The organism is Kitasatospora sp. NPDC090308 (genome assembly GCF_044769485.1).
Taxonomy (GTDB): Bacteria; Actinomycetota; Actinomycetes; order Streptomycetales; family Streptomycetaceae; genus Kitasatospora; species Kitasatospora fiedleri.
Window position 1 is genome coordinate 190400 of record NZ_JBIVXY010000005.1, and the last position, 22037, is coordinate 212436.

The window sequence follows — 22037 nt, forward strand, 5'->3', positions numbered from 1 at the left end:
TCCGCTGTCACCGCACCGCCGTCACGCCGTCGCGCCGTCGGGCGGTCGCGGCCGTCCCGCCGATCCGGTTGCCCCGCACGGCATTTCGTGCCCCTCGCCGGGGGCACGTACGGTCCCGTTCCATGGAGAAGTGGACGCACGCGACGGCGGAAGAACTGACGGCGGCCCTGCGGTCCGGGGAGGTCAGCTCGGTGGAGCTGACCGAGGACGCGATCGGCCGGATCGAACGGGAGGACGGGGCCCTGAACGCGATCTGCGTGCCGGACTTCGAGCGGGCCAGGGACGCCGCCCGGGAGGCCGACCGGGCCCGGGCGCGGGGGGAGGAGCGGCCGCTGCTGGGCATCCCGGTGACGGTCAAGGAGTCGTACAACGTGGCCGGTCTGCCCACGAGTTGGGGCATGCCGCAGTTCCGGGACCACGTCCCGGCCGAGGACGCCCTGCCGGTGGCCCGGGTCAGGGCGGCGGGCGCGGTGGTGCTCGGCAAGACCAACGTGCCGCTCGGGCTGCAGGACATCCAGACCTTCAACGAGATCCACGGCACCACCACCAACCCGTGGGACCGCTCCCGCACCTGCGGCGGCTCCTCCGGCGGCTCGGCCGTCGCCCTGGCCGCCGGGTTCGGGGCGCTGTCGCTGGGCACCGACCTCGCCGGTTCGCTGCGCACCCCCGCCCACTTCTGCGGCGTCTACGCGCACAAGCCGACCCTGCACCTGGTGCCCACCCGCGGCATGGTCCCGCCCCCGGCCCCCGCGCTGCCCGCCGACATCGACCTGGCCGTCGCCGGGCCGATGGCCCGCTCGGCCCGCGACCTGTCCCTGCTGCTCGACGTGATGGCCGGGCCCGACCCGCTGACCGGCGGCCTGGCGCACACCCTGCGCCTGCCGGCCGCCCGGCACGACCGGCTGCGCGACTTCCGGGTCCTGGTCCTGGACGAGCACCCGTTCATCCCGACCGGCGCCGACGTCCGCGCGGGCCTCGCCCGGGTCGCCGACGCGCTCACCGCGGGCGGCGCCCGGGTCGAGCGGCACAGCCCGCTGCTGCCCGACCTCGCCGACGCCGCCGAGCTCTACACCCTGCTGCTGTTCTCCGGCCGCACGGCCCACTTCCCCACCGGCCTGCACAGCGAACTGGTCGCCCGCGCGGCCGGGTTGAGCGAGGACGACCACAGCCTGGACGCCGCCCGGCTGCGCGGCATGACGCTCTCCCACCGCGACTGGCTGGCCGCCGACCACCGCCGCGAACTGCACCGCCACGGCTGGCGGGAGTTCTTCGCCGAGTTCGACGCCGTGGTCGCCCCGATCACCCCCACCCCGGCCTTCCCGCACGACCACGACCCCGACCTGATGCGCCGCCGGATCACCGTCGACGGCACCGACCACCCCTACTTCGACCAGCTGGTCTGGGCCGGGCTCGCCACCATGCCGGGCCTGCCCGCCACCGCCGTCCCCACCGGCCCCTCCGCCGGGGGCCTCCCGGTCGGCGTCCAGCTGATCGGCCCGATGTACGAGGACCGCACCCCGCTGCGCCTGGCCGAACTCCTGGAGGAACAGCTCGGCGGCTTCCGCGCACCGCACTGAGCCAGCGCCGGACCGCCCGCCGCCCACCGGCCGTGCGCCCACCGGCCGTGCGCGCAACGGGTCGGCGGGCGGCGCGGCGGCACGGCGGAACGGCGGAACGGCGGCACGGCGGCGCCGTCAGCGGGCGGCCTGGTACGCGCGTCCGGCGGCGGTGGCGGTCGTCCCGTCGGTGAACAGGCCGCTGCTGGGCTTCGCCGGGTCCGCGCCGAGGCCGAACCAGGCGTAGCGCTGGAGGTAGGGCAGCGCGTCGAGGGCCTTGGTGGAGGCGGTGACGAAGGCGGCCTGCTGGTCGGCGGTCGGGAAGCGGGTGCCCTGGGAGAAGTCGATCAGGGCGTACTCGGTGAGCCAGATCGGCTTGTGGTAGCGCTGGTGGACCGCCTCCAGGTAGGAGGTCAGCTGCTGGACGGCCTGCGGGGTGCGGAAGTCGCCGCCGTACCAGTGCAGCGTGATGAAGTCGACCCGGTAGCCCTTGGCGGCGGCGCCGGTCATGAAGCGGTCCAGCCAGCCGCCGGGCGTGTCGGCCCCGTACGCGACGGCCGGGCTGCCCAGGGTCTGCCCGGCCTGCATCAGCTTCGGCCACAGCTCCAGCGCCCGGTCGACCGTCATGTTCGACTGGGCGGCCATGTCGGGCTCGTTGAACCCGAGCAGGTAGGGGCCGTTGGCGCGGGCCTGGGCGAGGGCGGCGTCGGTGACCGAGGACGCGCCCCAGATCATCGGGACGAAGGACGCCGAGGCGGGCGTGGTGATGCCGGGGTGCTGCGGGGCCCAGGTGTAGTACCAGCCCGCGCCGGAGGCGGCGAGCGCCTGGTTCACCCCGGTGAAGGACCACACGCCGACGCCCTTGCGCGCGGAGGTGGCGACGGGGTTCTGCTGCGCCGGGGCCGCCGCGGGGGACGACGCGGACACGGACGCGGACGCCGACGCCGAGCCGGACGGCGAGGGCGGGGACGAGGACGAGGGCGAGGACGAGTCGGACGGCGCGGGCGAGGGCGACGGTGACGTCCCGTCGGGGACCGGCAGCGCCGGCGCCTCGGCGGCCGTGGGCGGCGCGACGGCCCCGGCCGGTACGGGGGCCGCCGCCGGGGCGGCGTCCTGCCCCGGCGCGAGCTCGGTCCCGACCAGGACGGCGGCGGCCACCAGCGCCACCGCCGCCACCCCGCCCAGCACCGGCTTGGAGAGCAGCGGCTTCGTCCGGGCGGAGCGCGGCCGCCGGTGGCCGGAGCGGCCACCCGGAGCGCCGCCGGAGGAACCGGACGGACCGTCACCGGACGGACCGTCACCGGCCGGGCCGGAGGGCCCGCCGGGGTGCGTGCCGTCCGGGGCGAGCGCGGCGAGGATGCGGGCCGGGTCGAGGCTCGGCGGGACGGCCAGCAGCGGCAGGCCGTACAGCAGCCGTTCGGCGGGGAGCAGTTCGCCGCGTCCGCCGGTGCAGCGTCCGCAGTCGCGCACGTGCCGGGCCAGGCGCTTGCGCCACAGCGGGCCCGGGGTGCCGTCCCAGGTGGCGGCGGTCTCGGCCAGTCCGGGGCAGCGCGGGTCGGCGGCCAGGGCGCGCACCAGCAGGCGGGAGAGGTCCAGTTGCTTCTTCATCCGGCCGGTCCGGACGGCGGCGTGGCCGGAGCTGAGGCCGAGCGCGGCGACCAGGTCGGCCTGTTCGAGTTCGCCGGTCTCCTTGAGCCACCAGAGCGCGAGCAGTTCGCGGTCGTCGGGGTCGAGCCAGCGGGTGGCCTCGGCGATCTCGCGGCGCTGTTCGGTGAGGCCCAGGCGCAGGACGGTCAGCCCGGCGAAGTCGAGCGCGGGGTCCGGTATCGCCTCGGCCTCCTCCAGCCGGGCGGACCGGTCGAGGGCCGCGGCCCGGTCCTGCTGGCGGTTGCGGACCTGCCGGACGGCGATGGCCACCAGCCAGGAGCGGAAAGCGGCCGGGTCCCGCAGGTCGGGCAGTCCGCGGACCGTGCGCAACAGCGTCTCCTGTACGACGTCGTCGGTGTCGGCGTGGCCGTTCAGCGCGCGGCCGACGATGTTGTAGACCAGCGGCAGGCTCTGGGCCACCAGGTGTTCCAGCGCCTGCCGGTCCCCGGCGCGCGCCGCCGTCACCGTTGCGCTGTCGGGTCCACTGCGTCTGGTGTGCGGCATGGGTCCGTTCCTCTCCGTACGCGGGGTGGGAGCTGCGGCGGGATCGCGCTCCGTCCTGGGAGACCGGCCCCGGGGGTGGCCGCCAACAGAAATTCTCCGTCCGGGCCGGAATTTGTGTTGGCGGGTGCCTCCGGCGGCGGTCTCCGATACGTGCGCGACGCACCCCGGGGAACGTCCCGGGAAGCGCCGCGCCGAGCGTCCCGGGGAACAGGAGGAGGACCGAGGATGGCACGCCGACCCCGCCGCCCCGCCTCCGGCACCCCCTGAACCAGGCGGCCGGGCGGCCCCCACCGCCCGTCCGTCCCCACCCCTGCCGACCCGGGCCCCACCCGGCCCCACCCCGGCCCGGCAGGGCACGCCGGGCACCGCGCCCTTCCCCCTGCACGGGGCGCGGTGCCCGGCTTCTCCGCGTCCGCGCCCGGTGCGGTCGGCCCGGTCGGCGCGGTCGGTGCGGTCGGCGGGACGAAACGGTGGCGGCCACCGCCCCGGGCATGGGGACGGTGGCCGCCGGTTCCGTACTGGCCGTGGTTTCCCGTTACGGGTAGGAGACCAGGTTGGAGGGGACGGTCCCGGTGCCGGAGGTCCCGGCGCCGGTGTTGTTGACCACGTGCAGGAACTGGCCGTTGCCGCCCAGCGAGTTGACCAGGACGTCGTGCAGCTTGACGCCGGGCGCGTTCGGGACCTCGAAGCCGTGGTCCATCACGATGGTCGGGTCGACGTTGAAGTAGCAGTAGCTGCCCAGGCCCCAGCCCTCGTGGGTGGTGACGTTGTTCTCGACCTTGTAGGCGGCGTAGCCCTTGGTGCTGCCGTTCTGGATCGCGGCCTGGTTGGGGGCGTCGTACGCCTTCTCGTTCTGGAAGAAGATCGTCCGGCCGCCGTTGCCCTTCCACCACACGTCGTACTTGTTGAAGTGCTCGACGAACAGGCCGGTGGCGAGGACGTCGTTGCCGCCGACGACGAAGCCGTAGTCGGAGCGGTTGCTCTCCCAGCCGACGCCCGCGCCGTGGTCGGCGCGCCAGATCCAGGTGTGGTCGACGATGGTGTTGTTGCTGTTGATCACCATGCCGTTGGTGGCCTTGCCGGCGGTGACGCCGCCGACCCGGACGAAGACGTCCTGGATGACGATCGGGTCGGCCGCGTGGTTCGCGCCCGGGGTGTCGTTGCCGACCTGGAGCAGGGCCGGGGAGTTGACGGTGCCGGCGTCCAGCAGCAGGCCGGAGACCTTGACGCCGTCGACGTCGGCGACCTTGAGCGCGGTCACGCCGTTGTCCGGGATGACGGTGGCGAGGCCGAGGCCGAGCACCACGGTGTCCGGGCGGGTGATGTTGATGCTCTGGTCGACGTGGTAGACGCCGGGGGTGAAGAGCAGGTTCAGGCCCTGGGCGAGCGCCTGGTTGATGCTGGCGGCGGTGGCGCCGGCCTTCACCACGTAGAACTGGCTGAGCGGCAGCGAGGCGCCCTGCGGGGTGCCGTTGCCCCAGGAGGTGCCGCGGGCGTTGGTGCGCTTGGCGGGCACGAACACCTTGTAGGCGTTGCCGTCCAGGTACAGGAACGGCTTCTCCTGCGAGACCGGCGTGGTGTCGAGCGTGGTGTACGGCGGGTCCGGGAAGCCCTGGGCGGGGGCGCCCTGGACACCGGAGAAGGTCTGGTTCCACACGCCGTTGGAGAACCCGCCGATGGAGCTGTCGCGGGTGTACCACTGCTGCTGCGAGTAGTTGCCGACCTGGCCGTCGATCTTGGAGTCGGCGATGTAGCCGCCCGACGCCCAGCCGTAGCTGGCGGGGGCGAGGTTGAGGCCGCCCTCGACGTGCATCCGGCGGAACGGCGCGGCCTGCGAGACGGCCCAGCGGTCGGTGCCGCTGACCGGCTTGAGGTGCAGGTTCTCGGCGGAGCGCCAGAAGTTCTGGGTGGCGTTGCCGTTGAACCAGCCCGCGTCGACGGTGACGTCGCCGTTGAAGGTGGTGTCGTCCGGGTTCAGGCCCAGGCCCGCGATCGAGGTGTAGAAGCCGATCTGGGCGTTGATGTTGTTGTACGTGCCCGGCTTGAACAGCAGCGCGTAGCGGTCGGTGCCGAACTGGTTCGACTCCTGCTTGGCGAAGACCTGGTCGACCGTGGCCTGGATGTTCGGCGTGGACGGGTCGAAGACCAGCACGTTCGGGCCGAGGTCGCCGCCGCCCTGCACCGGCGGGACGGTGGAGCCGCCGCCACCGGTGTGCACGCCCAGCTCCCACAGCGAGTAGCCGTAGTTGGTGGCGCGCTGGGTGCCGTACAGCCGCACGTAGCGGCCGGAGCCGGAGACGTTCAGCGTCTCGTTGCCGCCGGCGCCGGTGGTGGTGGAGTAGATCGTCGCCCAGGTGGTGCCGTCGCTGGACGCCTGGATCTGGTACGACTTGCCGTACGCGGCCTCCCACTTGAGGTCGACCTTGCACAGCTGCTGCACGGAGCCGAGGTCGACCTGGAGCCACTGCGGGTCGGCGGCGGCCGAGGACCAGCGGGTGCCGAGGTTGCCGTCGACCGCGGAGGAGGCCGGGGTGCCGCCGTTCTCGGTGGAGGAGGCGGTGGCGGTCTTGCCCTGGGCCGCGTTGTCGGTGGAGCAGGTCCCGCCCGTCGGGGTGGACGGGTTGCCGGTGGGCGTGCCGCCGAGGGTGCCGTACACCTGGAACTCCCAGAGGGAGTAGCCGTATCCGGTGCCGCGGGTGATGCCGTTCATCCGCACGTAACGGCCGGAGCCGGAGACGTTCAGCACCTCGGTGCCGCCGGCGCCGGTGGTGGTGGAGTAGATCGTCGTCCAGGTGGTGCCGTCGTTGGACGTCTGGATCTGGTACGCCTTGCCGTACGCGTTCTCCCAGTTCAGCTGGACCTTGCTGATACTGGAAACGGAACCGAGGTCGACCTGCAGCCACTGCTGGTCGGAGGCCGCCGAGGCCCAGCGGGTGCCGAGGTCGCCGTCGACGGCACCGGCCGCGGTGGTGCCGCCGTTCTCGATGGACGACGCGGTGACCGCCTTGCCCTGCGAGATCAGCGAGTCCGCGGCCTGCGCGGTGCCCGGGATCGTCATGACGGCACCGGCGACCAGGGCCGCGGCGGCGAGTACGGCAGGCGTCCGGCGCATGGGGGCACCGGAAGGGGGAGGGGCGAGCCGCATGGCTCCTCCTGCTGTGAGCGGTGGGTGGGGTGGGGAAAACAGCGGAGAGCGCTCTCCAGGCGGAGTGTCACGCCAGGATGCACCGGGCGTCAAGCCTGCCGTGGGGGTGGCTTGAAACCTCGGCTTCACCTGGGGGAAACGCCGCCGCATCAGGTTAGTTCATGGCGAGAGAAAAGTAGAGACCCTGACGCCAACATCTCGATTTCCCGGGATCGCGCAGGGAGAGCGCTCTCCCAGATCGCGGTTCGGGGGGCTCCGCGGGAGCCGACGCCCCGTCTCCGGCCTCCCGCCGTCCCGCGCTCGACCCGGGACCGGCTCGCGCTCGGCCCGCGCTCGGCCCGGGACCGGACGGGAGACCCGGCGTGGGGAAGGTCACCCTCTTGGGAATGCCTTTACCTTTGGTTGACCCTTACGATCTCGGGCCCACCTCTGAAAGGGTGGGACGACCGCCCCGACCTGCACCCGAAGGAATGCACCGTGCCCGTTTCGCGCATGCAATCGACCCCGCTGCCCGGCATCGGCGTGCGGTACGACCTCACCACCCGAGAACGCCAACACGTCTCGGTCATCGCCCACCGCGACGGCACCCGCACCGTCAACACCTACCGCCGCGAGGACCCGGACGCCTGCGCCCACTCCCTCCACCTGACGGAGGGTGAGAGCGCCGCGCTCATCGACGCGCTCACCCCCACCCACCACAGCCCCAACCTGCTGCACACCTCCGGCCTCGGCCTGGTCGCCGAACGCGTCGAACTGACCGGCTCCTCGCACTGGAACGGACGCGCCCTCGGCGAGACCCGGATGCGCACCGAGACCGGCGTCTCCATCGTCGCCGTCCTGCGCCGCACCGGCGCCGTCCCCTCCCCCACCCCGGACTTCCGGCTGGCCGGCGGGGACACCCTCATCCTGATCGGCACCCGCGAAGGCGTGGACGCCGCCGCCGTGATCCTCGGAAGGGAGTGAACGCTTGCACACCGCCACCGTCTTCATCGAACTCGGCGCGATCATCCTCACCCTGGGGCTGCTCGGCCGAATAGGCTCCCGCTACGGCCTCTCCCCCATCCCGCTCTACCTGCTCGGCGGCCTCGCCTTCGGCCACGGCGGCCTGCTCCCGCTCAGCGCCAGCGAGGAGTTCGTCGCCACCGGCGCCGAGATCGGCGTCATCCTGCTGCTGCTCATGCTCGGCCTCGAGTACACCGCCGCCGACCTGGTCACCAACCTCAAGAGCCAGTACCCCGCCGGACTGGTCGACTTCGTCTTCAACGCCCTGCCCGGCGCCGCCATGGCCCTGCTGCTCGGCTGGGGCCCGGTGGCCGCCGTCGTACTGGCCGGCGTCACCTGGATCTCCTCCTCCGGCGTCATCGCCAAAGTCCTCGGCGACCTCGGCCGGCTCGGCAACCGCGAAACCCCGGTCATCCTCAGCATCCTGGTCCTCGAAGACCTCGCCATGGCCGTCTACCTGCCGATCCTCACCGCCCTGCTGGCCGGGGCCGGACTCCTGGTCGGCAGCGTCACCCTCGCCATCGCCCTGGCCACCGCCGGCGCCGTCCTGTTCGTCGCCCTGCGCTACGGACGCCTCATCTCCCGCTTCGTCTCCCACGACGACCCCGAGAAACTGCTCCTCGTCGTCCTGGGCCTGACCCTGCTGGTCGCCGGCATCGCCCAGAAACTCCAAGTCTCCGCCGCCGTCGGCGCCTTCCTCGTCGGCATCGCCCTGTCCGGCGAAGCCGCCGAAGGCGCCCACACCCTGCTCAGCCCGCTGCGCGACCTGTTCGCGGCCGTCTTCTTCGTCTTCTTCGGCCTCAACACCAACCCCGCCAGCATCCCGCCCGTCCTGCTGCCCGCCCTCGCCCTGGCCCTCACCACCGCCCTCACCAAGATCGCCACCGGTTACTGGGCCGCCCGCCGCGCCGGTATCGCCACCAAGGGCCGCTGGCGCGCCGGCGGCGCACTCGTCGCCCGCGGCGAGTTCTCCATCGTCATCGCCGGACTCGCTGTCACCGCCGGCATCGAACCCTCCCTCGGTCCCCTCGCCACCGCCTACGTCCTGCTCCTCGTCATCATCGGCCCCCTCGCCGCCCGCTGGACCGAACCCCTCGCCGCCCGCCTCACCCGCCGCGACCGGACCGCCACGACCGAACCCCACCCCCACCCCGAAACCGAAGAACCCGGCATCCGCGTCTGACCACCCGCGCTCGACGGCCACTTGCCGCCCGCCGCCCGTTGCCCGAAGGGGCGGCGGGCGGTCGGCGTCTGACGTCCCGTCGGCACCCACCGCCCGCCTTCTCCCCGCCGCCCGCTCAACCGAGTTCGGCGACCGCCACCCGGCCCGAGCGCAGCGAAGCGCGAATGGCGGCCCGCCAACACCGACAGCCCCGACGCCCCACCCCTTCCCGCCACCCACTCACCCGAGTTCGGCAACCGCCACCCTGGCCCGAGCACAGCGCGACGCGCCCCCACCGGAGCCCCCCCGGCGGCCCTCCCCTTCCCCCTTCCTCCCGCCCACTCAGGCGAGTTCGGCGACCGCCACCCGACCGGAACGCAGCGAGGCGCGGGTGGCGACCGGGGTGTCGAGGGACCGGGCGAGGGTGAGCAGGTCCCGGTCGGAGCGCGTCCGCAGGCCGTGTTCGGCGAGCAGGGCGGCCATCCGTTCCGGCTTCCACCGGGAGCGCCAGGGTTCGCCCGCAGTGATGGAGTTGCGCAGCAGCCGGGTCAGCAGCCGTCCGACGGTCGCTGCGGCCGAGGGGGCCTGGTAGTTGAGGACGAGTGTGCTGCCGGGGGCGGAGCGGGCGGTGAGCGCGGCGAGGGTGGCGCGGACCTGGTCGCGGGTGAGGTAGGGGACGACGCCCTCCCAGAGCCAGGTGGTCGGGGCGGCGGCGTCGTGTCCGGCGGCGGCCAGGGCCGCGCCGAGGTCGTCGACGGCGAAGTCGACCGGGGTGAAGCGCACCGACCGGGCGACGGGCCGGACTTCGGCGTCGGCCAGGCGGCGGCGCTTGTCCTGCTGGGAGGCCGGGTGGTCGACCTCCCACACGTCGGTGTCGGCGAGCGCGGCGAGCCGCCAGGCGCGGGTGTCCAACCCGGCGCCCAGCACCACGAGCTGGCCGCCGGCCCGTTCCCGGAGCGCCTCGTCGATGGCGACCGTCCGGGGCACCGCCACCTCGGCGCAGGCCCGTACGCTCTCGTACCCGGTGCGGGCCTGCCAGCCCTGCGGCGGGGTGCCGGCCCGTACGGCGTCGACCACCGCCCGTTCCGCGGGGCGCAGCAGCCGGACCGCCACCGGGTCCGCGAAGCGTCCCGTCGCGGTGCGGCCGTCGGCGACCGCCCGGCCCTGGCAGACCAGCACCGCGGTCCGGCTGGCGGCCCGTCCGTTCCCGTGCGTGGAGTCCATGGGCCCATTGAACACGCCGGGCCCCGCCCCGGCGGGGGGCGGGGCCCGGTGGGGCGGGGGCGGTCAGTCGTCGGAGTAGCTGAGGTCGCCGACCGACCAGGCGCTGATGTCGGCGATGGCGATCCGGTACATGCCGCCGGTGTGGGGCAGTCCGAAGTCGCCCTGGAGGATCTTCGCCCGGTGCAGGTGGAGGTGGGTGGGCGGGGAGGGCGCGGGCTCGGCGGGGTGGCTGAACAGGGTGGCGAACGGTTTCAGGTGGTCGGACGTGCGCAGGACGTCCGCCACCCGCTCCCACCACAGGGCGGCCGGCGCGAGCCTGCCGGTGATCACCGCACCGGGAACCACTACTGTCATGGACATCTGGTTGCTGTGCTCGGATTCGACCGTCGCGGCGATATCGACGAGCAGCCCGTCGGGGTTCGACATGCCTCCGAGCCTAGGCCACCGCCCGGCCCCGCGGTACGCGGTCGTGCGCATCTCCGGTTTTCGAGTCGCCGTCCGGGTCCGGAGGGGCGGGCGCCGGCTACCGGTGCTCGGGGTTCTCGAAGTCGAAGCGGCAGCCGGCGTCCCACTCGGAGCGCTGGTTGCCGTGGGCCGGGAGGCCGCCGGCGTCCTTGAGCATCCGGGCCAGGTGCAGCTGGTTCCAGGTCATGAAGGTCACGTTGCGGTTGGTGAAGTCGTTCTCGGGGCCGCCGGAGCCCTCGTCCAGGTAGGACGGCCCCGGCCCGGCCTCGCCGACCCAGGCGGCGTCGGCCTGCGGCGGGATGGTGAAGCCCAGGTGCTGGAGGCTGTAGAGGACGTTCATCGCGCAGTGCTTGGCGCCGTCCTCGTTGCCGGTGATCAGGCAGCCGCCGACCCGGCCGTAGTAGGCGTACTGGCCGCGGTCGTTGAGGACGGACGAGCAGGCGTAGAGCCGCTCGATGACGCGCTTCGTCACCGAGGAGTTGTCGCCGAGCCAGACCGGTCCGGCCAGGGTGAGGATGTCGGCGTCCATGAGCCGGGAGTAGAGGACGGGCCACTCGTCGGTGTCCCAGCCGTGGTCGGTCATGTCGGGCCAGACGCCGGTGGCGATGTCGTGGTCGACGGCGCGGATCTCGTCGACCCGGACGCCCTGGCGGCGCAGGATGCCGGCGCTGAGGTCGATGAGGCCCTGGGTGTGGCTGCGTTCGGGGCTGCGCTTGAGGGTGCAGTTGAGGAAGACCGCCCGCAGGTCGGAGTACTGGGTCATCGCCGTCCGTCCGTTCGTCTCGCCGCTGTTCCGGTGGCCCATCGGACCACGCGGGCCGCCGCCCGGCGGGGACCCTCCGCCGGACGGCGCAGCGGCCGCGGTGTCGGGGGTCCCGGCGTCCGGGCCCGGACGGGGGGTAGGTTCGGGGGCGTTGGTGTGTCGTCGCACAGGAAGCAGGTTCAGGTCATGGTGGATTCGCTGTTCGAGCTCCCGATCCGGACGCTGGCGGGCGAGCCGTCCTCGCTGGGCGAGTACCGGGGCAAGGTGCTGCTGCTGGTGAACGTGGCGTCCAAGTGCGGTCTGACGCCGCAGTACTCGGGTCTGGAGCAGTTGCAGAAGACGTACGGGGAGCGCGGGTTCACCGTGCTCGGGTTCCCGTGCAACCAGTTCATGGGGCAGGAGCCGGGGTCGGCGGAGGAGATCCAGGAGTTCTGCTCGACCACGTACGGGGTGTCGTTCCCGCTGTTCGAGAAGATCGACGTGAACGGGGCGGAGCGCCACCCGCTGTACGCGCGGCTGACCGAGGTCCCGGACGGGGCGGGCGAGGCCGGGGACGTGCAGTGGAACTTCGAGAAGTTCCTGGTGTCGGCGGACGGCGAGGTGGTCGGGCGGTTCCGGCCGCGGACCGAGCCGGAGTCGGCGGAGCTGGTGGCCGCGATCGAGGCGCAGCTCGGCGGCTGAGCGGGGCGGCCGGGGCCGGGCGGCGCCCGGTCGCGTGACGGGTCCGGGGCCCGGGCGGTCCGGTGGTTCGAACTGTACAGGTAACCTGCACAGTGGAACTGGACAGTCCGGGCTCCGGCCTGTCCGCACGCCCTCCCGCCCCTCCCCCGAAAGGTCCGCCGTGTCCGTCACCGCGCTCGACCCGACCACCGCCCTGGTCGTCATCGACCTCCAGCAGGGCATCCTCGCCATCCCCGGCGCCCCGCACCCCACCACCGAGGTGCTGGAGCGCAGCGTCGCGCTCGCCCGGGCGTTCCGCGCCGCCAAGCTGCCGGTGGTGCTGGTGCGGGTGTCCTTCGCCGCCGACGGCGGGGACGTGCCGCCCGGCCGCACCGAGCAGAACCGTTCCGGCGGCGGGGCCGCCCACCCCGAGGGCTGGGACCGGCTCTCCGCCGAGCTGCACGACCCGTCCGACCTGGTCGTCACCAAGCACAACTGGGGCGCCTTCCACGGCACCGACCTGGACGTGCAGCTGCGCCGCCGGGGCGTCACCCAGATCGTGCTGACCGGCGTGGCCACCAGCATCGGGGTGGAGTCCACCGCGCGGGCCGCGCACGAGCACGGCTACCACGTGACGCCGGTGGTGGACGCGATGACCGACATGGACCCGGAGGCCCACCGCAACAGCGTGGAGCGGATCTTCCCGCGACTGGGCGAGACCGGCACCACCGAGGAGGTCCTGGCGCTGCTGGCCGCGGGCCGCTGACGTCCGGACGCGGCGGAGCCCGCGCCCACCGACTCCCGTGAGGGGCGGTGGGCGCGGGCTCCGCCGCGTCGGGTCAGGCTCCGCCGCGTCGGGTCAGGCTCCGCCGAGGCGGGTCAGGCTTCGCCGCGCCGGGTCAGGCTTCGCCGGGGCGCCAGGCGGGCCACTCCCAGGGGCGGTCGTCCCAGTGCACCCGGACGGGGTCGCGCGGGTCGAGGTCGGGGAAGTGGTGGCGCACCTCGGGTTCGAACTCCTCGGGGGCGAGCGGCTTCCAGCCCTCCCCCTGGAAGTGGACCAGCCGGTAGCGGCTGTCGGTGCGGAACTCGGCGACCCGGACCAGGGGCTCCTCGGTGCTGCTGCTGTTCGTGTGGCTCGTCATGCGGCCAGCATCGGCCGGGCCGCGGCGCGACGCACGCCCGCTCCGCCACCCGCAGCGTGTCGCGTCACCCCGAGCACCGGCACGGGCACCGACCCGAGCACCACCGGAGCGTGGGCGGCGTCCCGTACCGTGGAGGGCCGGCAGCGGAACCGGCCGGGAGCGGAACCGGCCGGACGTGCGGGGAGGACCGGATGGGCAAGGGACGGGGCAGGGGCGGCGTCGGCGGCACCGGCGGCGGGGCCCGGGTGCGCGGGCTGGACGGGGTGGCGGTGACCCGCTCGGCGTGGGGGCTGTACCGGGAGACCCGGCGGCCTGGCGCGCCGGGGCTCGGGGCGCGGGTGCGGGCGCTGCCCCGGCTGCTGCGGGACGCGCTGACCGGCCGCTACCCGGGGGTCGGGCCGGGGAAGCTGGCGGCGCTGACGGTGGCGGTGGGGGTGTACCTGCTCAGCCCGGTGGACGCGGTGCCGGACTTCCTGCCGGTGATCGGCTGGGGTGACGACACGGCGCTGCTGCTGTGGTTCCTGATGGGGCTGACCCGGGAGTCGGGCCGGTACGTGGAGTGGGCCGGGAGCCGATCGCACCGCAACGATTAACCTTCAAGTCGCAAGAAGCTGACATCTGTAAGAAATTTCTGCGCAACTCTCTTGTGGTGGTGCGGCACGTCCCCCTACTGTCGGCTCACTTCCACCACGCCTTTCAGAGAGCCGGTCCCCGATGACTGCTGCCCCCGCATCCCCCCACCGTTCCGTGCTGTCCCGTCCGGCCCGCGCGGGAGCGGTGGTGGTCGCCTCCGTGCTCGGGCTGGGGGTGGCGCTGTGCGCCCCGGCCGCGCAGGCCGCGTCCGCGTCCGGCGGGAGCAACGCCGCGGTGACCCGGGCCGGGATCGACCCGGCGCTGACCGCGGGCCGCGGCGCGCGGGTGGACTTCCTGGAGCAGGAGGCGGAGCACGCCGCCACCAACGGCAGCGTGATCGCCGCCGACCGCACCGCGTACACCCTGGCCGCCGAGGCGTCCGGCCGCAGCGCGGTGAAGCTGGCGCCCGGCCAGTACGTGGAGTTCACCCTCCCCAAGGACGCCAACGCGATCACCGTCCGCTACAGCCTGCCGGACGCGGCGAACGGCGGCGGCCTCACCGCGCCGCTGGACGTCACCGTCAACGGCAAGGACCGCCGGCAGCTCTCGGCCACCAGCCAGTACTCCTGGCTGTACAACCAGTACCCGTTCAGCAACGACCCGAAGGCCGGGCTGCTGCACCCCGACTGGTGGATCACCGAGTGCGGCTGCGTGCCCGCCGACACCACCCCCGCCCCGGCCGTCTCCACCCCGTTCCGCCCCGGCCACATGTACGACGAGCAGCGGCTGCTGCTGGGCCGCACCTACAAGGCGGGCGACAAGGTCCGGATCGCGCTGCCCGCCGGGTCCAAGGCGCCCTGGGCGGCGATCGACCTGCTGGACTCCCAGCTGGTGGCCGCGCCGCACGTCGAGCTGAAGGCCGTCAACGTGCTCGCGCTGGGCGCCGACCCGACCGGGCGGCGCGACTCCGCGGACGCCATCGACCGGGCCGTCCAGCTCGCCAAGCTGCTGCACCTGCCGGTCTACCTGCCGCCGGGCGTCTTCCAGGTCAACCGCCACCTGGTGGTCGACGACGTCACGCTGATCGGCGCGGGCAGCTGGTACACCGTGCTCAAGGGCAGCCAGCAGACCCTGTCCGCCCCCGCGCCGGACGGCAGCGTGCACACCGGCGTCGGCCTCTACGGCAAGGACGCGGCGCAGGGCGGCAGCCGCAACGTCCACCTGTCCGGGTTCGCGATCGAGGGCGACGTCCGGGAGCGGATCGACACCGACCAGGTCAACGGCATCGGCGGGGCGTTCAGCGACTCCAGCATCGAGGGCCTGTACATCCACCACACCAAGGTCGGCATCTGGCTGGACGGCCCGATGAAGAACCTGAGGATCACCGGCAACCAGATCGCCGACCAGATCGCCGACGGCATCAACTTCCACACCGGCGTGGCCGACTCGGTGATCCGCGACAACTTCCTGCGCAACACCGGCGACGACGGCATCGCGCTCTGGTCGGAGAAGACCGAGGACGCCCGCACCGTCATCGACCACAACACCGTGCAGTCGCCGACCCTGGCCAACGCCATCGCGGTGTACGGCGGCACCGACACCACCGTCTCGAACAACCTGGTCGCCGACCCGGTCCGCGAGGGCTCCGGCCTGCACGCCGGCTCCCGCTTCGGCGCCGAGCCGTTCACCGGCTACCTGCACTTCACCGACAACACCACGGTGCGGGCCGGCACCTACGAGCTGAACTGGAACATCGGCCTCGGCGCGATCTGGTTCGAGGTGCTGGACCGGGACATCGACGCGGACGTCAAGGTCACCGGCGACCACTACCTGGACTCCACCTACAACGCGATCATGGCGGTCGCCGAGTGGGGCGTGAAGGACCAGTACAAGCTGTCGAACCTGGCCTTCAAGGACGTCCGGATCGACGGCACCGGCACCTCGGTGCTCAGCGCCCGGGTGGCCGGCTCGGCCAGCTTCCAGAACGTGGTGGCCCGCAACGTCGGCGCCGTCGGCGTCAACAACTGCGGCACCTTCCACTTCACCCCGGCCGGCTCCGAGTTCTCGGTCGCCGACCTGGGCGGCAACTCCGGCGGCGGCACCACCGGCGACTGGCTGGCCTCCTGGGAGCTGCCCAACACCATCACCTGCGACGACCGCCCGCCGGTGGTCGCCCCGCCCGCCCCCTCCAACTGGTGACCGGCCGTCACTCCCCCTGCGGCTCCAGCGGCTTGACCAGCCGGGCGAACCGCAGGTCGGGGCGGAGCGGCACGCCGAAGCGCTCGTTCCCGTAGGGGAAGGGCTCGAACTCGCCGGTACGGGCGAAACCCCGTCGCTCGTACCAGGCGATCAGGTCGGCGCGCTGGTCGATGACCGTCATCTCCATCGCGGTCGACCCCCACGCGGCCCGGGCCCACTCCTCGGCCCGGGCCAGCACCCGCCGCCCCAGGCCACCGCCCTGGACGGCGGGCGACACCGAGAACATGCCGAAGTACGCGGCCGGGCCGCGCCGCTCCAGGTGGCAGCAGGCCACCGGGGCGCCGTCCCGCTCGACCAGCAGCACTACCGAGTCCGGACGGCCCAGCAGCTCGGCCACCGCGGCCTCGTCCGTGCGCTGCCCCGCCAGCAGGTCCGCCTCGGTGGTCCACCCGGCCCGGCTCGCCTCGCCCCGGTACGCCGACTCCACCAGCGCCACCAGCGCCGGCACGTCCGCGGGCCCCGCGGGCCGCAGCACCGGGTCGGGAGTCCGGTCGGTGGCCGGGGCGGACGTCGGCTCGGCGGCGGTCATCGGTGCTCTCCTCGAAACGGGGTGCGGTGGTACGGGCGCGGCCAGGCGGACACCGCGCCACGGCGGGACGCCGGAACCGCCATGGTGCCACAGCACCCACCCCGCCGGGCCACCCCCACGGCCCGGCGGGGACCCCCCGACCGGCGCGGTCGACCCCGGGCCGGGGGCCGACCGCGCCGCACACCCCTCCCGCCGAGGGCCCAGCCGGCGCCGTGCACCCCACGACACCGGACCCTCCGCCCGCGGGGATGCCCCCTGTCGGCATACACCCCAACATGCTCCACGAGGTACAGACGAATGTGCCCAGCCAATGATCAGGAAACCGCCCGGCCCGGATCGGGGCGAAGGAACCGAATCGGCCTGAGCCAGAGCCTACGGTTGACGTGCCGGCAGGTCCTCCCGGGTGCGCCAGAAGTCTGCGTCGCATGGGTCGTTCACCCAGCCCATCATGCGTTCGGCACATGCTGCGAAGGCCCGTGGCAGCGAGATCTCGTCACCGACGACGAACTTGAGGATGTCGACGTCGTGGGTGCCGTGGTCGGTCTCGCACCAGCAGCCCACGTTGACCGAGGCGGTCACCTCATGCTGCCCCAGGCCCGTCCAACCCACCTGAAGTTGGAACTCCAACCAGTCACTTGCTTCCGACGGCTGAACAACGCACAGGATGAGGATCACCCGTGCCCGGGACGGCGGCCCCGCGAAAACCGCATGCTCCGGCCACCAGTCCCACCCGTTGGCGGCAGCCTCCGGCAGAGTCCCGCCAACGCTGCGAGCCGCGCGCTGTAGTGATTCGACATCGGCAGCGGACAGCCGGGGGAAGAGCGCACTCAGTGGGATGTCGGCGGCGGCGCCCATACCTGTGTACATGAGCTGATCATCCGGTCTCACCGGCACGGACGACAAGCGGTTCTCCCCTCCTCACCGCCGCGGTGGGCATGAGTCCTGACGGGTCACGCGGTTGCGCACGTCCATCTGTACCCGCCTGAGCACTTCGACGCGTACGCCGACAACCCCATCGCCCTGGATGCCAACGCGCCGGACGGCAACTGCTCCCCGCGCAGGCGGGGGTCAGCCGTGCTGTGTTGTCTACGTACAACACGGTGTCCTTCTACCGGCGGGGGTCTGCAACTGTTGGTGGGTGGTCAGGTTGAGGTGGGCCACCGTGGGCAGTTGTCGGGGTCGGCGTGCCAGATCCACTGCCGCTCCGGGGTGACGGTCATGCCGTAGTCGTAGACCGACGGTCGACCGAGTTCCTCCCACTCCGCTCAGGCGTTCTCCGGCAGGTCGGCGAGATGTCGGGGGCCGCCCTGGGCACGGTAGACGCCTTCGGGCGTGGAGGACAGGGTGGCCCAGGACTCGTGGCCGTCGTGGATCCAGGCGCTGGCGCCGTCCTGGTCGACGGCGGTGGTGATCACCGACTCGGGCAGGACGACGCGCAGGTGGAACAGCGGGCTCCAGTCGGTGCGCAGGTGTTCGGGGTCGCGGGTGGTGTGCTGTTCGGGGCCGGAGGGCGGGGTGTGGGCGCGGACGGTGGCGAAGTCCCGGGTTCCTGGTGGGGTGGTGGTGCGGTCGGGCATGAACTGGGCGAGGCCTTGCATCCAGCCGGTGGCGTGGGTGTGGTCGGGTGCGACGGTGAGGGCGGCGTGGCCGAGGCGGCCCCAGGGGAGGACGAGGCGCCCGCCGGGACGGGTCTGCTCGATCCAGGCCCAGGGCACCCGGTCGACGGCGTAGGTGGCGATGGCCCGGTCGTACGGGGCGCCGGCCGGGTGGCCGAGGCTGCCGCCCCCGGTCACCACGTCGACGTCCAGGCCCGCCGTCTTGAGCCGGGTGGCGCCGGCGGCCGCGAGGTCGGGGTCGACTTCGACGGTGGTCACCGGGCCGGGCCCGGCGCGGTGGGTGAGCAGGGCGGCGTTCCACGCGGAGGGGCTGGTGCCGAGTTCGAGGACGCGCTGTCCGGGTTCGAGTCGGAGGGAGTCGAGCATGTCGACGACCAGGGCCTGGGCCGAGAGGCTGGAGGTCGGCAGGCCGCCGGTGACCTGGGTGACCGCGGCGCGGTGCGCGGTGCCGCACAGCAACTCCAGCCAACGATCCGGCTTCGAGCCGCGGTCGACCGGCTGCCAGACATGGCCGTCCCAGTCCCACAGCCGCTCGGGCGCGAACGCGTCGCGCGGGAGGCGGGCGACCGCGTCACGGATCCACGGCGAGCGCTCCGGCCACAACCCGCCGGGCGCCATCTCCCCGTCCAGCCGCCGCCGCGCCTCGGCGGCGGCTCGGGCAGCGGCACCGTCGACCGCGACCACCCGGGGCCCTTACTTCTTGTGCTTGCCGTCGCCGGGCGGCGGCGGGGGAACCTGGCCGTCGGAGTTCCCCGGCGGAGGCGTCCCCTGCCCCGAATCCGGCGCCGGCTTCTCGTGCTCACCCATCGCGCTCCCCCTCCCCCGACAGCCGTCGGGCGGCCCGACCGGCCACCGTCCCACCCTTCCGCCACCGGCCGCCGGGCGGTGGTACGCGTCAGAACGCATGATAGGTCGGCGAGTTGACGCCGACCTTCCGCACTCCGCCCAGCCGGTCGGCGGACCCCACCTCGTACCGTCGTGCCACCATGCCAAGGCGCACCCACACCGCTCCTTGACTCCTGAACGCATCGAACAACCAGGCATGGCAAAGAAACGGCAGAGCCGTCACAACGCCGCAGGTCGCGAAGGGCCGTCCCCGCGCTGCCCGCGCGGGGTACCGGGCGGGCGGATCAGGGGTGCGGGCCGACGCGCACCGTCTTGACGGCACCGCCGCTGCTCCAGGTCCGGTGGATGCGCCAGCCGTTACCGGCGCGATGCGGCTGCCGTGGACAAGCTCGCCGAGGTAGCCGGGCAGAGCGGGGTGGCGGTGAGTGCGCAGTCCAGGGGGCGGAGGCCGGCGGGGTGCGGAACGGGCGGGGCCCCGCGTCCTGTGCGGACGCGGGGCCCCGATCGGCCTGGGTGCGGCGGGTCAGATGCCGGTGCCGTTGCCGTAGTAGTCGCCGACCTGCTGGCGGTAGGCCGGGTCGTCGGCGTGCTGGTCCTTGTCGTACTCGGGCGAGTTCTTGACCTCGTCCCGGGTGCGGTTGACCCACACCGTCTTCTCCTGGTCGTCGACCCGGGTGACGGTGCCCGCCGGGAGCAGCACCTCGCGCCCGAAGATCCACGGGCCGGTGTCGACCACGAGGTAGCCGGCGCCGACGTCCACGGTGTGCTTGTCGACCTTGCCGATGTGGCCGTCCGTCGCCTCGACCCGGTACCCCGTCAGGTTCGCGCCCGCGGCGTAGCCCTCGGCACCCTCGTAACCCCACATAGCCTCGGTCATCGCTGCCTCCTCGTTCGGCGTGCCTGGTCCTCCGTACGACAGGCCGCCTGCCCCGGTCCCCGGCGAACATGCCGCACCGGACGCGCCCTCCGGGAGGCTCCGCGTCGCCACCCGCTCCCGGGCCGGGCGGTACCGGCAGGAGTCCGGACTGCCGGACCGGGCATGCGCTGCCCCGCGGACACGGCGGGACGGTTCCGGGAAGCAGGAGGAAGAGACGTTGGAAGAAGAGCGGAAGAAGCGGCGCCGCGGGGCCCCCGCCGCCCCCGGCAGGAACTCCGGCGAGAGCTCCGGCGGGAGGAGTGCCCGCCCGGGACGGGGGGATTCCCCCGCGCACCTGCCGGACGGGCTCGTCCGCCTGGCCCTGTACCTCGGCTACGGCGCGTTCTGGGCACTGGGCTCCCGGCTGCTCCTCGGGCACGGAATCTGGAGCGCCCTGGTCGCGGTCGGCGCGCTCGCCGGCGCGGCGGCCCTGTGGTTCGTCCCCTCGTGGTGGAGGAGGGTGCGCCGTCGCGTGGGCGGCAGGCCGTCTTCCGCCGGAGGTCCGCGCGGTCCCCGTGGCGGCAGGACGGGGCCGGGCTCGCGGCGCCCGCCGCTCCCGCCACGGCCCCGGGCGGGACAGCGCCCGCAGCCCGGTCAGGTCTGGTACGCGTACGTCCCCTTCGAGGAGGGGGACGGCGGCAAGGACCGGCCCTGCCTGGTCGTCGGCGCGGGACCGACGGGTGCGACCGTCCTGAAGATCACCAGCCAGGACAAGAGCGACTTGCCCGAGCACTACTGGCCGATCGCCAACACGGGGTGGAACCGTTCGGGGCACGAGAGCAGTTGGCTCCAGAACCACACGCCGCTGCGCGTGCCCTACGACGGGTTCCGCCGACCGCTGGGGCTCTGCCCGGCCGACCTGTGGCGCGAGGTCACCGACCGTCTCGACCTGTCGGCGGCCCGCTGACCCGGGCCCGCCCGGGCAGGCCCGCTCCGGCCGGCAGCAGGCTGGCGGACCGCCCTTCCCGCCAGCCCGAGCCACCTCACCCGCAGGGTCCAGGCCCTCGGCCACCACGGCCACCAACATCGGCCCGGCCCGGGCAGGGCCGTCCCCGCACCTGCGGGGACGGCCCCCTACGGAGTGAAAAGCCGTTCCACGGACCGGGTGAGGGTTGGGCCGGGAGCGGGGGGAGAGACGGTGTCTGTGCATCTGAGCCCCTCCGGCCGGGCCTGCCCGCGCTCAACCGGTCCGTGGGGACGACCGAAGGAGCGAACCGCATGGCCGCCGACCCCGTCACCGCCGCCGAAGTCTCCGCCGACAGCGGTGGCGACGACTTGGCCCACTGGCTGCTGCGCGCCTGCGCCCTGGACGCGGCCGCCCGGAGCACCACCGGCGCCGAGCTGCCCGACTGGCGGATCGTCGACACGCTCACCGCCGTCCTGAACGGCTGGGAGCGGCGTGCCGTCCTGGCGACGGAGGCGACACTGGCCACCGCTGTCCTGGCGCTGCAGTCGACCGCCTGTCTGCTGCGCCGCTTCGACAACGATCACGACCTCGCCCGGCAGTGGCTGCTCGACTTCGGCCACCGTTTCGCCGGGAGGCAGGCGCACCCGCACTCCGCCGGTCCCACCGCGATCGAGGTCCTGGACACCGCGGTCCTCGAGGTCCGGCAGCACCCCGGGGCGCCGTCGGCCGCCGCGCTGGTCCACATCGGCGCGCCGGTGCTGGACCACATGCGTCCGGCGTCCCGGGCGGAGGACGCCCGCGAACTGCTGCTGACCCTGGGCCTGTGGGCGGGCAACGACCTCGCCCGGCTCGCAGACTGGGACGACGCCCGGATCGCCGCCCACACCCGTCCGAGGACCGGCTGACGCCCGCCGACGTCGCGCGTCGGACGGCAGGGCGCGGGATCGGTCAGCAGCCTCGGGCGCCCCTGGCGGACTTGGCCGGGCTGCGGTGCAGGAGTCGGACGAAGAGGACCAGGACGTCCGGCCGCACCTCGACCCGGCCAGCCCCGGCGGTAGCCGGACGTCCGCTCCTGGAGCGGGATGCTGACGTCCATGTCCCGGGGCAGGCCGCGCAGCACC

19 protein-coding genes are annotated in these 22037 nt (G+C 73.6%); 9 read left to right on the forward strand and 10 right to left on the reverse strand.

Translation table 11 applies throughout. The features are described from left to right. Positions 1–122 precede the first annotated feature (122 nt). Complete coding sequence (locus ACIQVD_RS14030; RefSeq protein WP_402288927.1) at positions 123–1577, forward strand: amidase; 1455 nt, start codon at positions 123–125, stop codon at positions 1575–1577. Positions 1578–1694: 117 nt separating this feature from the next. Here ACIQVD_RS14030 and ACIQVD_RS14035 read toward each other — a convergent pair whose 3' ends face one another. Both ACIQVD_RS14035 and ACIQVD_RS14040 read right to left on the reverse strand, forming a co-directional pair. Next, positions 1695–3707 (reverse strand): sigma-70 family RNA polymerase sigma factor, encoded by a 2013-nt coding sequence (locus ACIQVD_RS14035; RefSeq protein ID WP_402288929.1) that lies wholly within the window; start codon positions 3705–3707, stop codon positions 1695–1697. Positions 3708–4242: 535 nt separating this feature from the next. After that, positions 4243–6819, reverse strand: a complete 2577-nt coding sequence (locus ACIQVD_RS14040; protein WP_402288931.1) for a discoidin domain-containing protein — start codon at positions 6817–6819, stop codon at positions 4243–4245. A 525-nt stretch (positions 6820–7344) separates the two neighbouring features. On the opposite strand from ACIQVD_RS14040, the gene ACIQVD_RS14045 reads away from it, so the two are divergent. Both ACIQVD_RS14045 and ACIQVD_RS14050 read left to right on the forward strand, forming a co-directional pair. Then, on the forward strand, positions 7345–7815 hold the full coding sequence (locus ACIQVD_RS14045) for a TrkA C-terminal domain-containing protein (protein WP_100835080.1): 471 nt from the start codon (positions 7345–7347) through the stop codon (positions 7813–7815). Between the two features lie 4 nt (positions 7816–7819). Continuing rightward, entirely contained in the window at positions 7820–9037 is a 1218-nt protein-coding gene (locus ACIQVD_RS14050; RefSeq protein WP_100835081.1) for a cation:proton antiporter, read from the forward strand. Between the two features lie 321 nt (positions 9038–9358). Here the strand turns inward: ACIQVD_RS14050 and ACIQVD_RS14055 are convergent, their stop codons facing one another. The 3 genes from ACIQVD_RS14055 to ACIQVD_RS14065 form a co-directional block, all read right to left on the reverse strand. Further along, entirely contained in the window at positions 9359–10240 is an 882-nt protein-coding gene (locus ACIQVD_RS14055) for a class I SAM-dependent methyltransferase (RefSeq protein WP_402288933.1), read from the reverse strand. 63 nt (positions 10241–10303) lie between these two features. Then, positions 10304–10666, reverse strand: coding sequence for a hypothetical protein (locus ACIQVD_RS14060; protein WP_400686000.1), 363 nt, complete (start codon positions 10664–10666; stop codon positions 10304–10306). Positions 10667–10763: 97 nt separating this feature from the next. Beyond that, positions 10764–11468 (reverse strand): flavodoxin family protein, encoded by a 705-nt coding sequence (locus tag ACIQVD_RS14065; RefSeq protein WP_400686002.1) that lies wholly within the window; start codon positions 11466–11468, stop codon positions 10764–10766. A gap of 186 nt (positions 11469–11654) precedes the next feature. Here ACIQVD_RS14065 and ACIQVD_RS14070 point away from each other — a divergent pair, with 186 nt between their 5' ends. Further along, the gene (locus ACIQVD_RS14070; protein WP_100835088.1) at positions 11655–12149 is read left to right on the forward strand and encodes a glutathione peroxidase; all 495 of its coding nucleotides are present in this window, start codon (positions 11655–11657) and stop codon (positions 12147–12149) included. Between the two features lie 160 nt (positions 12150–12309). Continuing rightward, positions 12310–12894: an isochorismatase family protein gene (locus tag ACIQVD_RS14075; protein WP_400686005.1), complete on the forward strand. Its 585-nt coding sequence runs from the start codon at positions 12310–12312 to the stop codon at positions 12892–12894. A gap of 133 nt (positions 12895–13027) precedes the next feature. Here ACIQVD_RS14075 and ACIQVD_RS14080 read toward each other — a convergent pair whose 3' ends face one another. Next, complete coding sequence (locus ACIQVD_RS14080; protein WP_400686008.1) at positions 13028–13270, reverse strand: hypothetical protein; 243 nt, start codon at positions 13268–13270, stop codon at positions 13028–13030. A 191-nt stretch (positions 13271–13461) separates the two neighbouring features. Here ACIQVD_RS14080 and ACIQVD_RS14085 point away from each other — a divergent pair, with 191 nt between their 5' ends. Together ACIQVD_RS14085 and ACIQVD_RS14090 are read left to right on the forward strand one after the other, a co-directional pair. Beyond that, positions 13462–13863, forward strand: coding sequence for a YkvA family protein (locus ACIQVD_RS14085; protein ID WP_400686011.1), 402 nt, complete (start codon positions 13462–13464; stop codon positions 13861–13863). A gap of 121 nt (positions 13864–13984) precedes the next feature. Then, a complete protein-coding gene (locus ACIQVD_RS14090; protein ID WP_402288939.1) occupies positions 13985–16042 on the forward strand; it encodes a glycosyl hydrolase family 28-related protein in 2058 nt (685 codons plus the stop codon). A 7-nt stretch (positions 16043–16049) separates the two neighbouring features. Here ACIQVD_RS14090 and ACIQVD_RS14095 read toward each other — a convergent pair whose 3' ends face one another. The 4 genes from ACIQVD_RS14095 to ACIQVD_RS14110 all read right to left on the reverse strand — a co-directional run bounded on the left by ACIQVD_RS14095 (position 16050) and on the right by ACIQVD_RS14110 (position 19970). Next, the gene (locus ACIQVD_RS14095; protein WP_400686016.1) at positions 16050–16631 is read right to left on the reverse strand and encodes a GNAT family N-acetyltransferase; all 582 of its coding nucleotides are present in this window, start codon (positions 16629–16631) and stop codon (positions 16050–16052) included. 372 nt (positions 16632–17003) lie between these two features. Next, positions 17004–17498, reverse strand: a complete 495-nt coding sequence (locus tag ACIQVD_RS14100; protein ID WP_402288941.1) for a hypothetical protein — start codon at positions 17496–17498, stop codon at positions 17004–17006. A gap of 398 nt (positions 17499–17896) precedes the next feature. Further along, positions 17897–18931 (reverse strand): protein-L-isoaspartate O-methyltransferase, encoded by a 1035-nt coding sequence (locus ACIQVD_RS14105; protein WP_402288944.1) that lies wholly within the window; start codon positions 18929–18931, stop codon positions 17897–17899. A gap of 685 nt (positions 18932–19616) precedes the next feature. After that, positions 19617–19970: a PRC-barrel domain-containing protein gene (locus tag ACIQVD_RS14110; protein WP_400686047.1), complete on the reverse strand. Its 354-nt coding sequence runs from the start codon at positions 19968–19970 to the stop codon at positions 19617–19619. 217 nt (positions 19971–20187) lie between these two features. Between ACIQVD_RS14110 and ACIQVD_RS14115 the strand changes: the two genes are divergently transcribed. Both ACIQVD_RS14115 and ACIQVD_RS14120 read left to right on the forward strand, forming a co-directional pair. Continuing rightward, complete coding sequence (locus ACIQVD_RS14115) at positions 20188–20916, forward strand: type II toxin-antitoxin system PemK/MazF family toxin (protein WP_402288946.1); 729 nt, start codon at positions 20188–20190, stop codon at positions 20914–20916. Between the two features lie 311 nt (positions 20917–21227). After that, entirely contained in the window at positions 21228–21821 is a 594-nt protein-coding gene (locus ACIQVD_RS14120) for a hypothetical protein (RefSeq protein WP_402288949.1), read from the forward strand. The last annotated feature ends 216 nt before the right edge of the window (positions 21822–22037 follow it).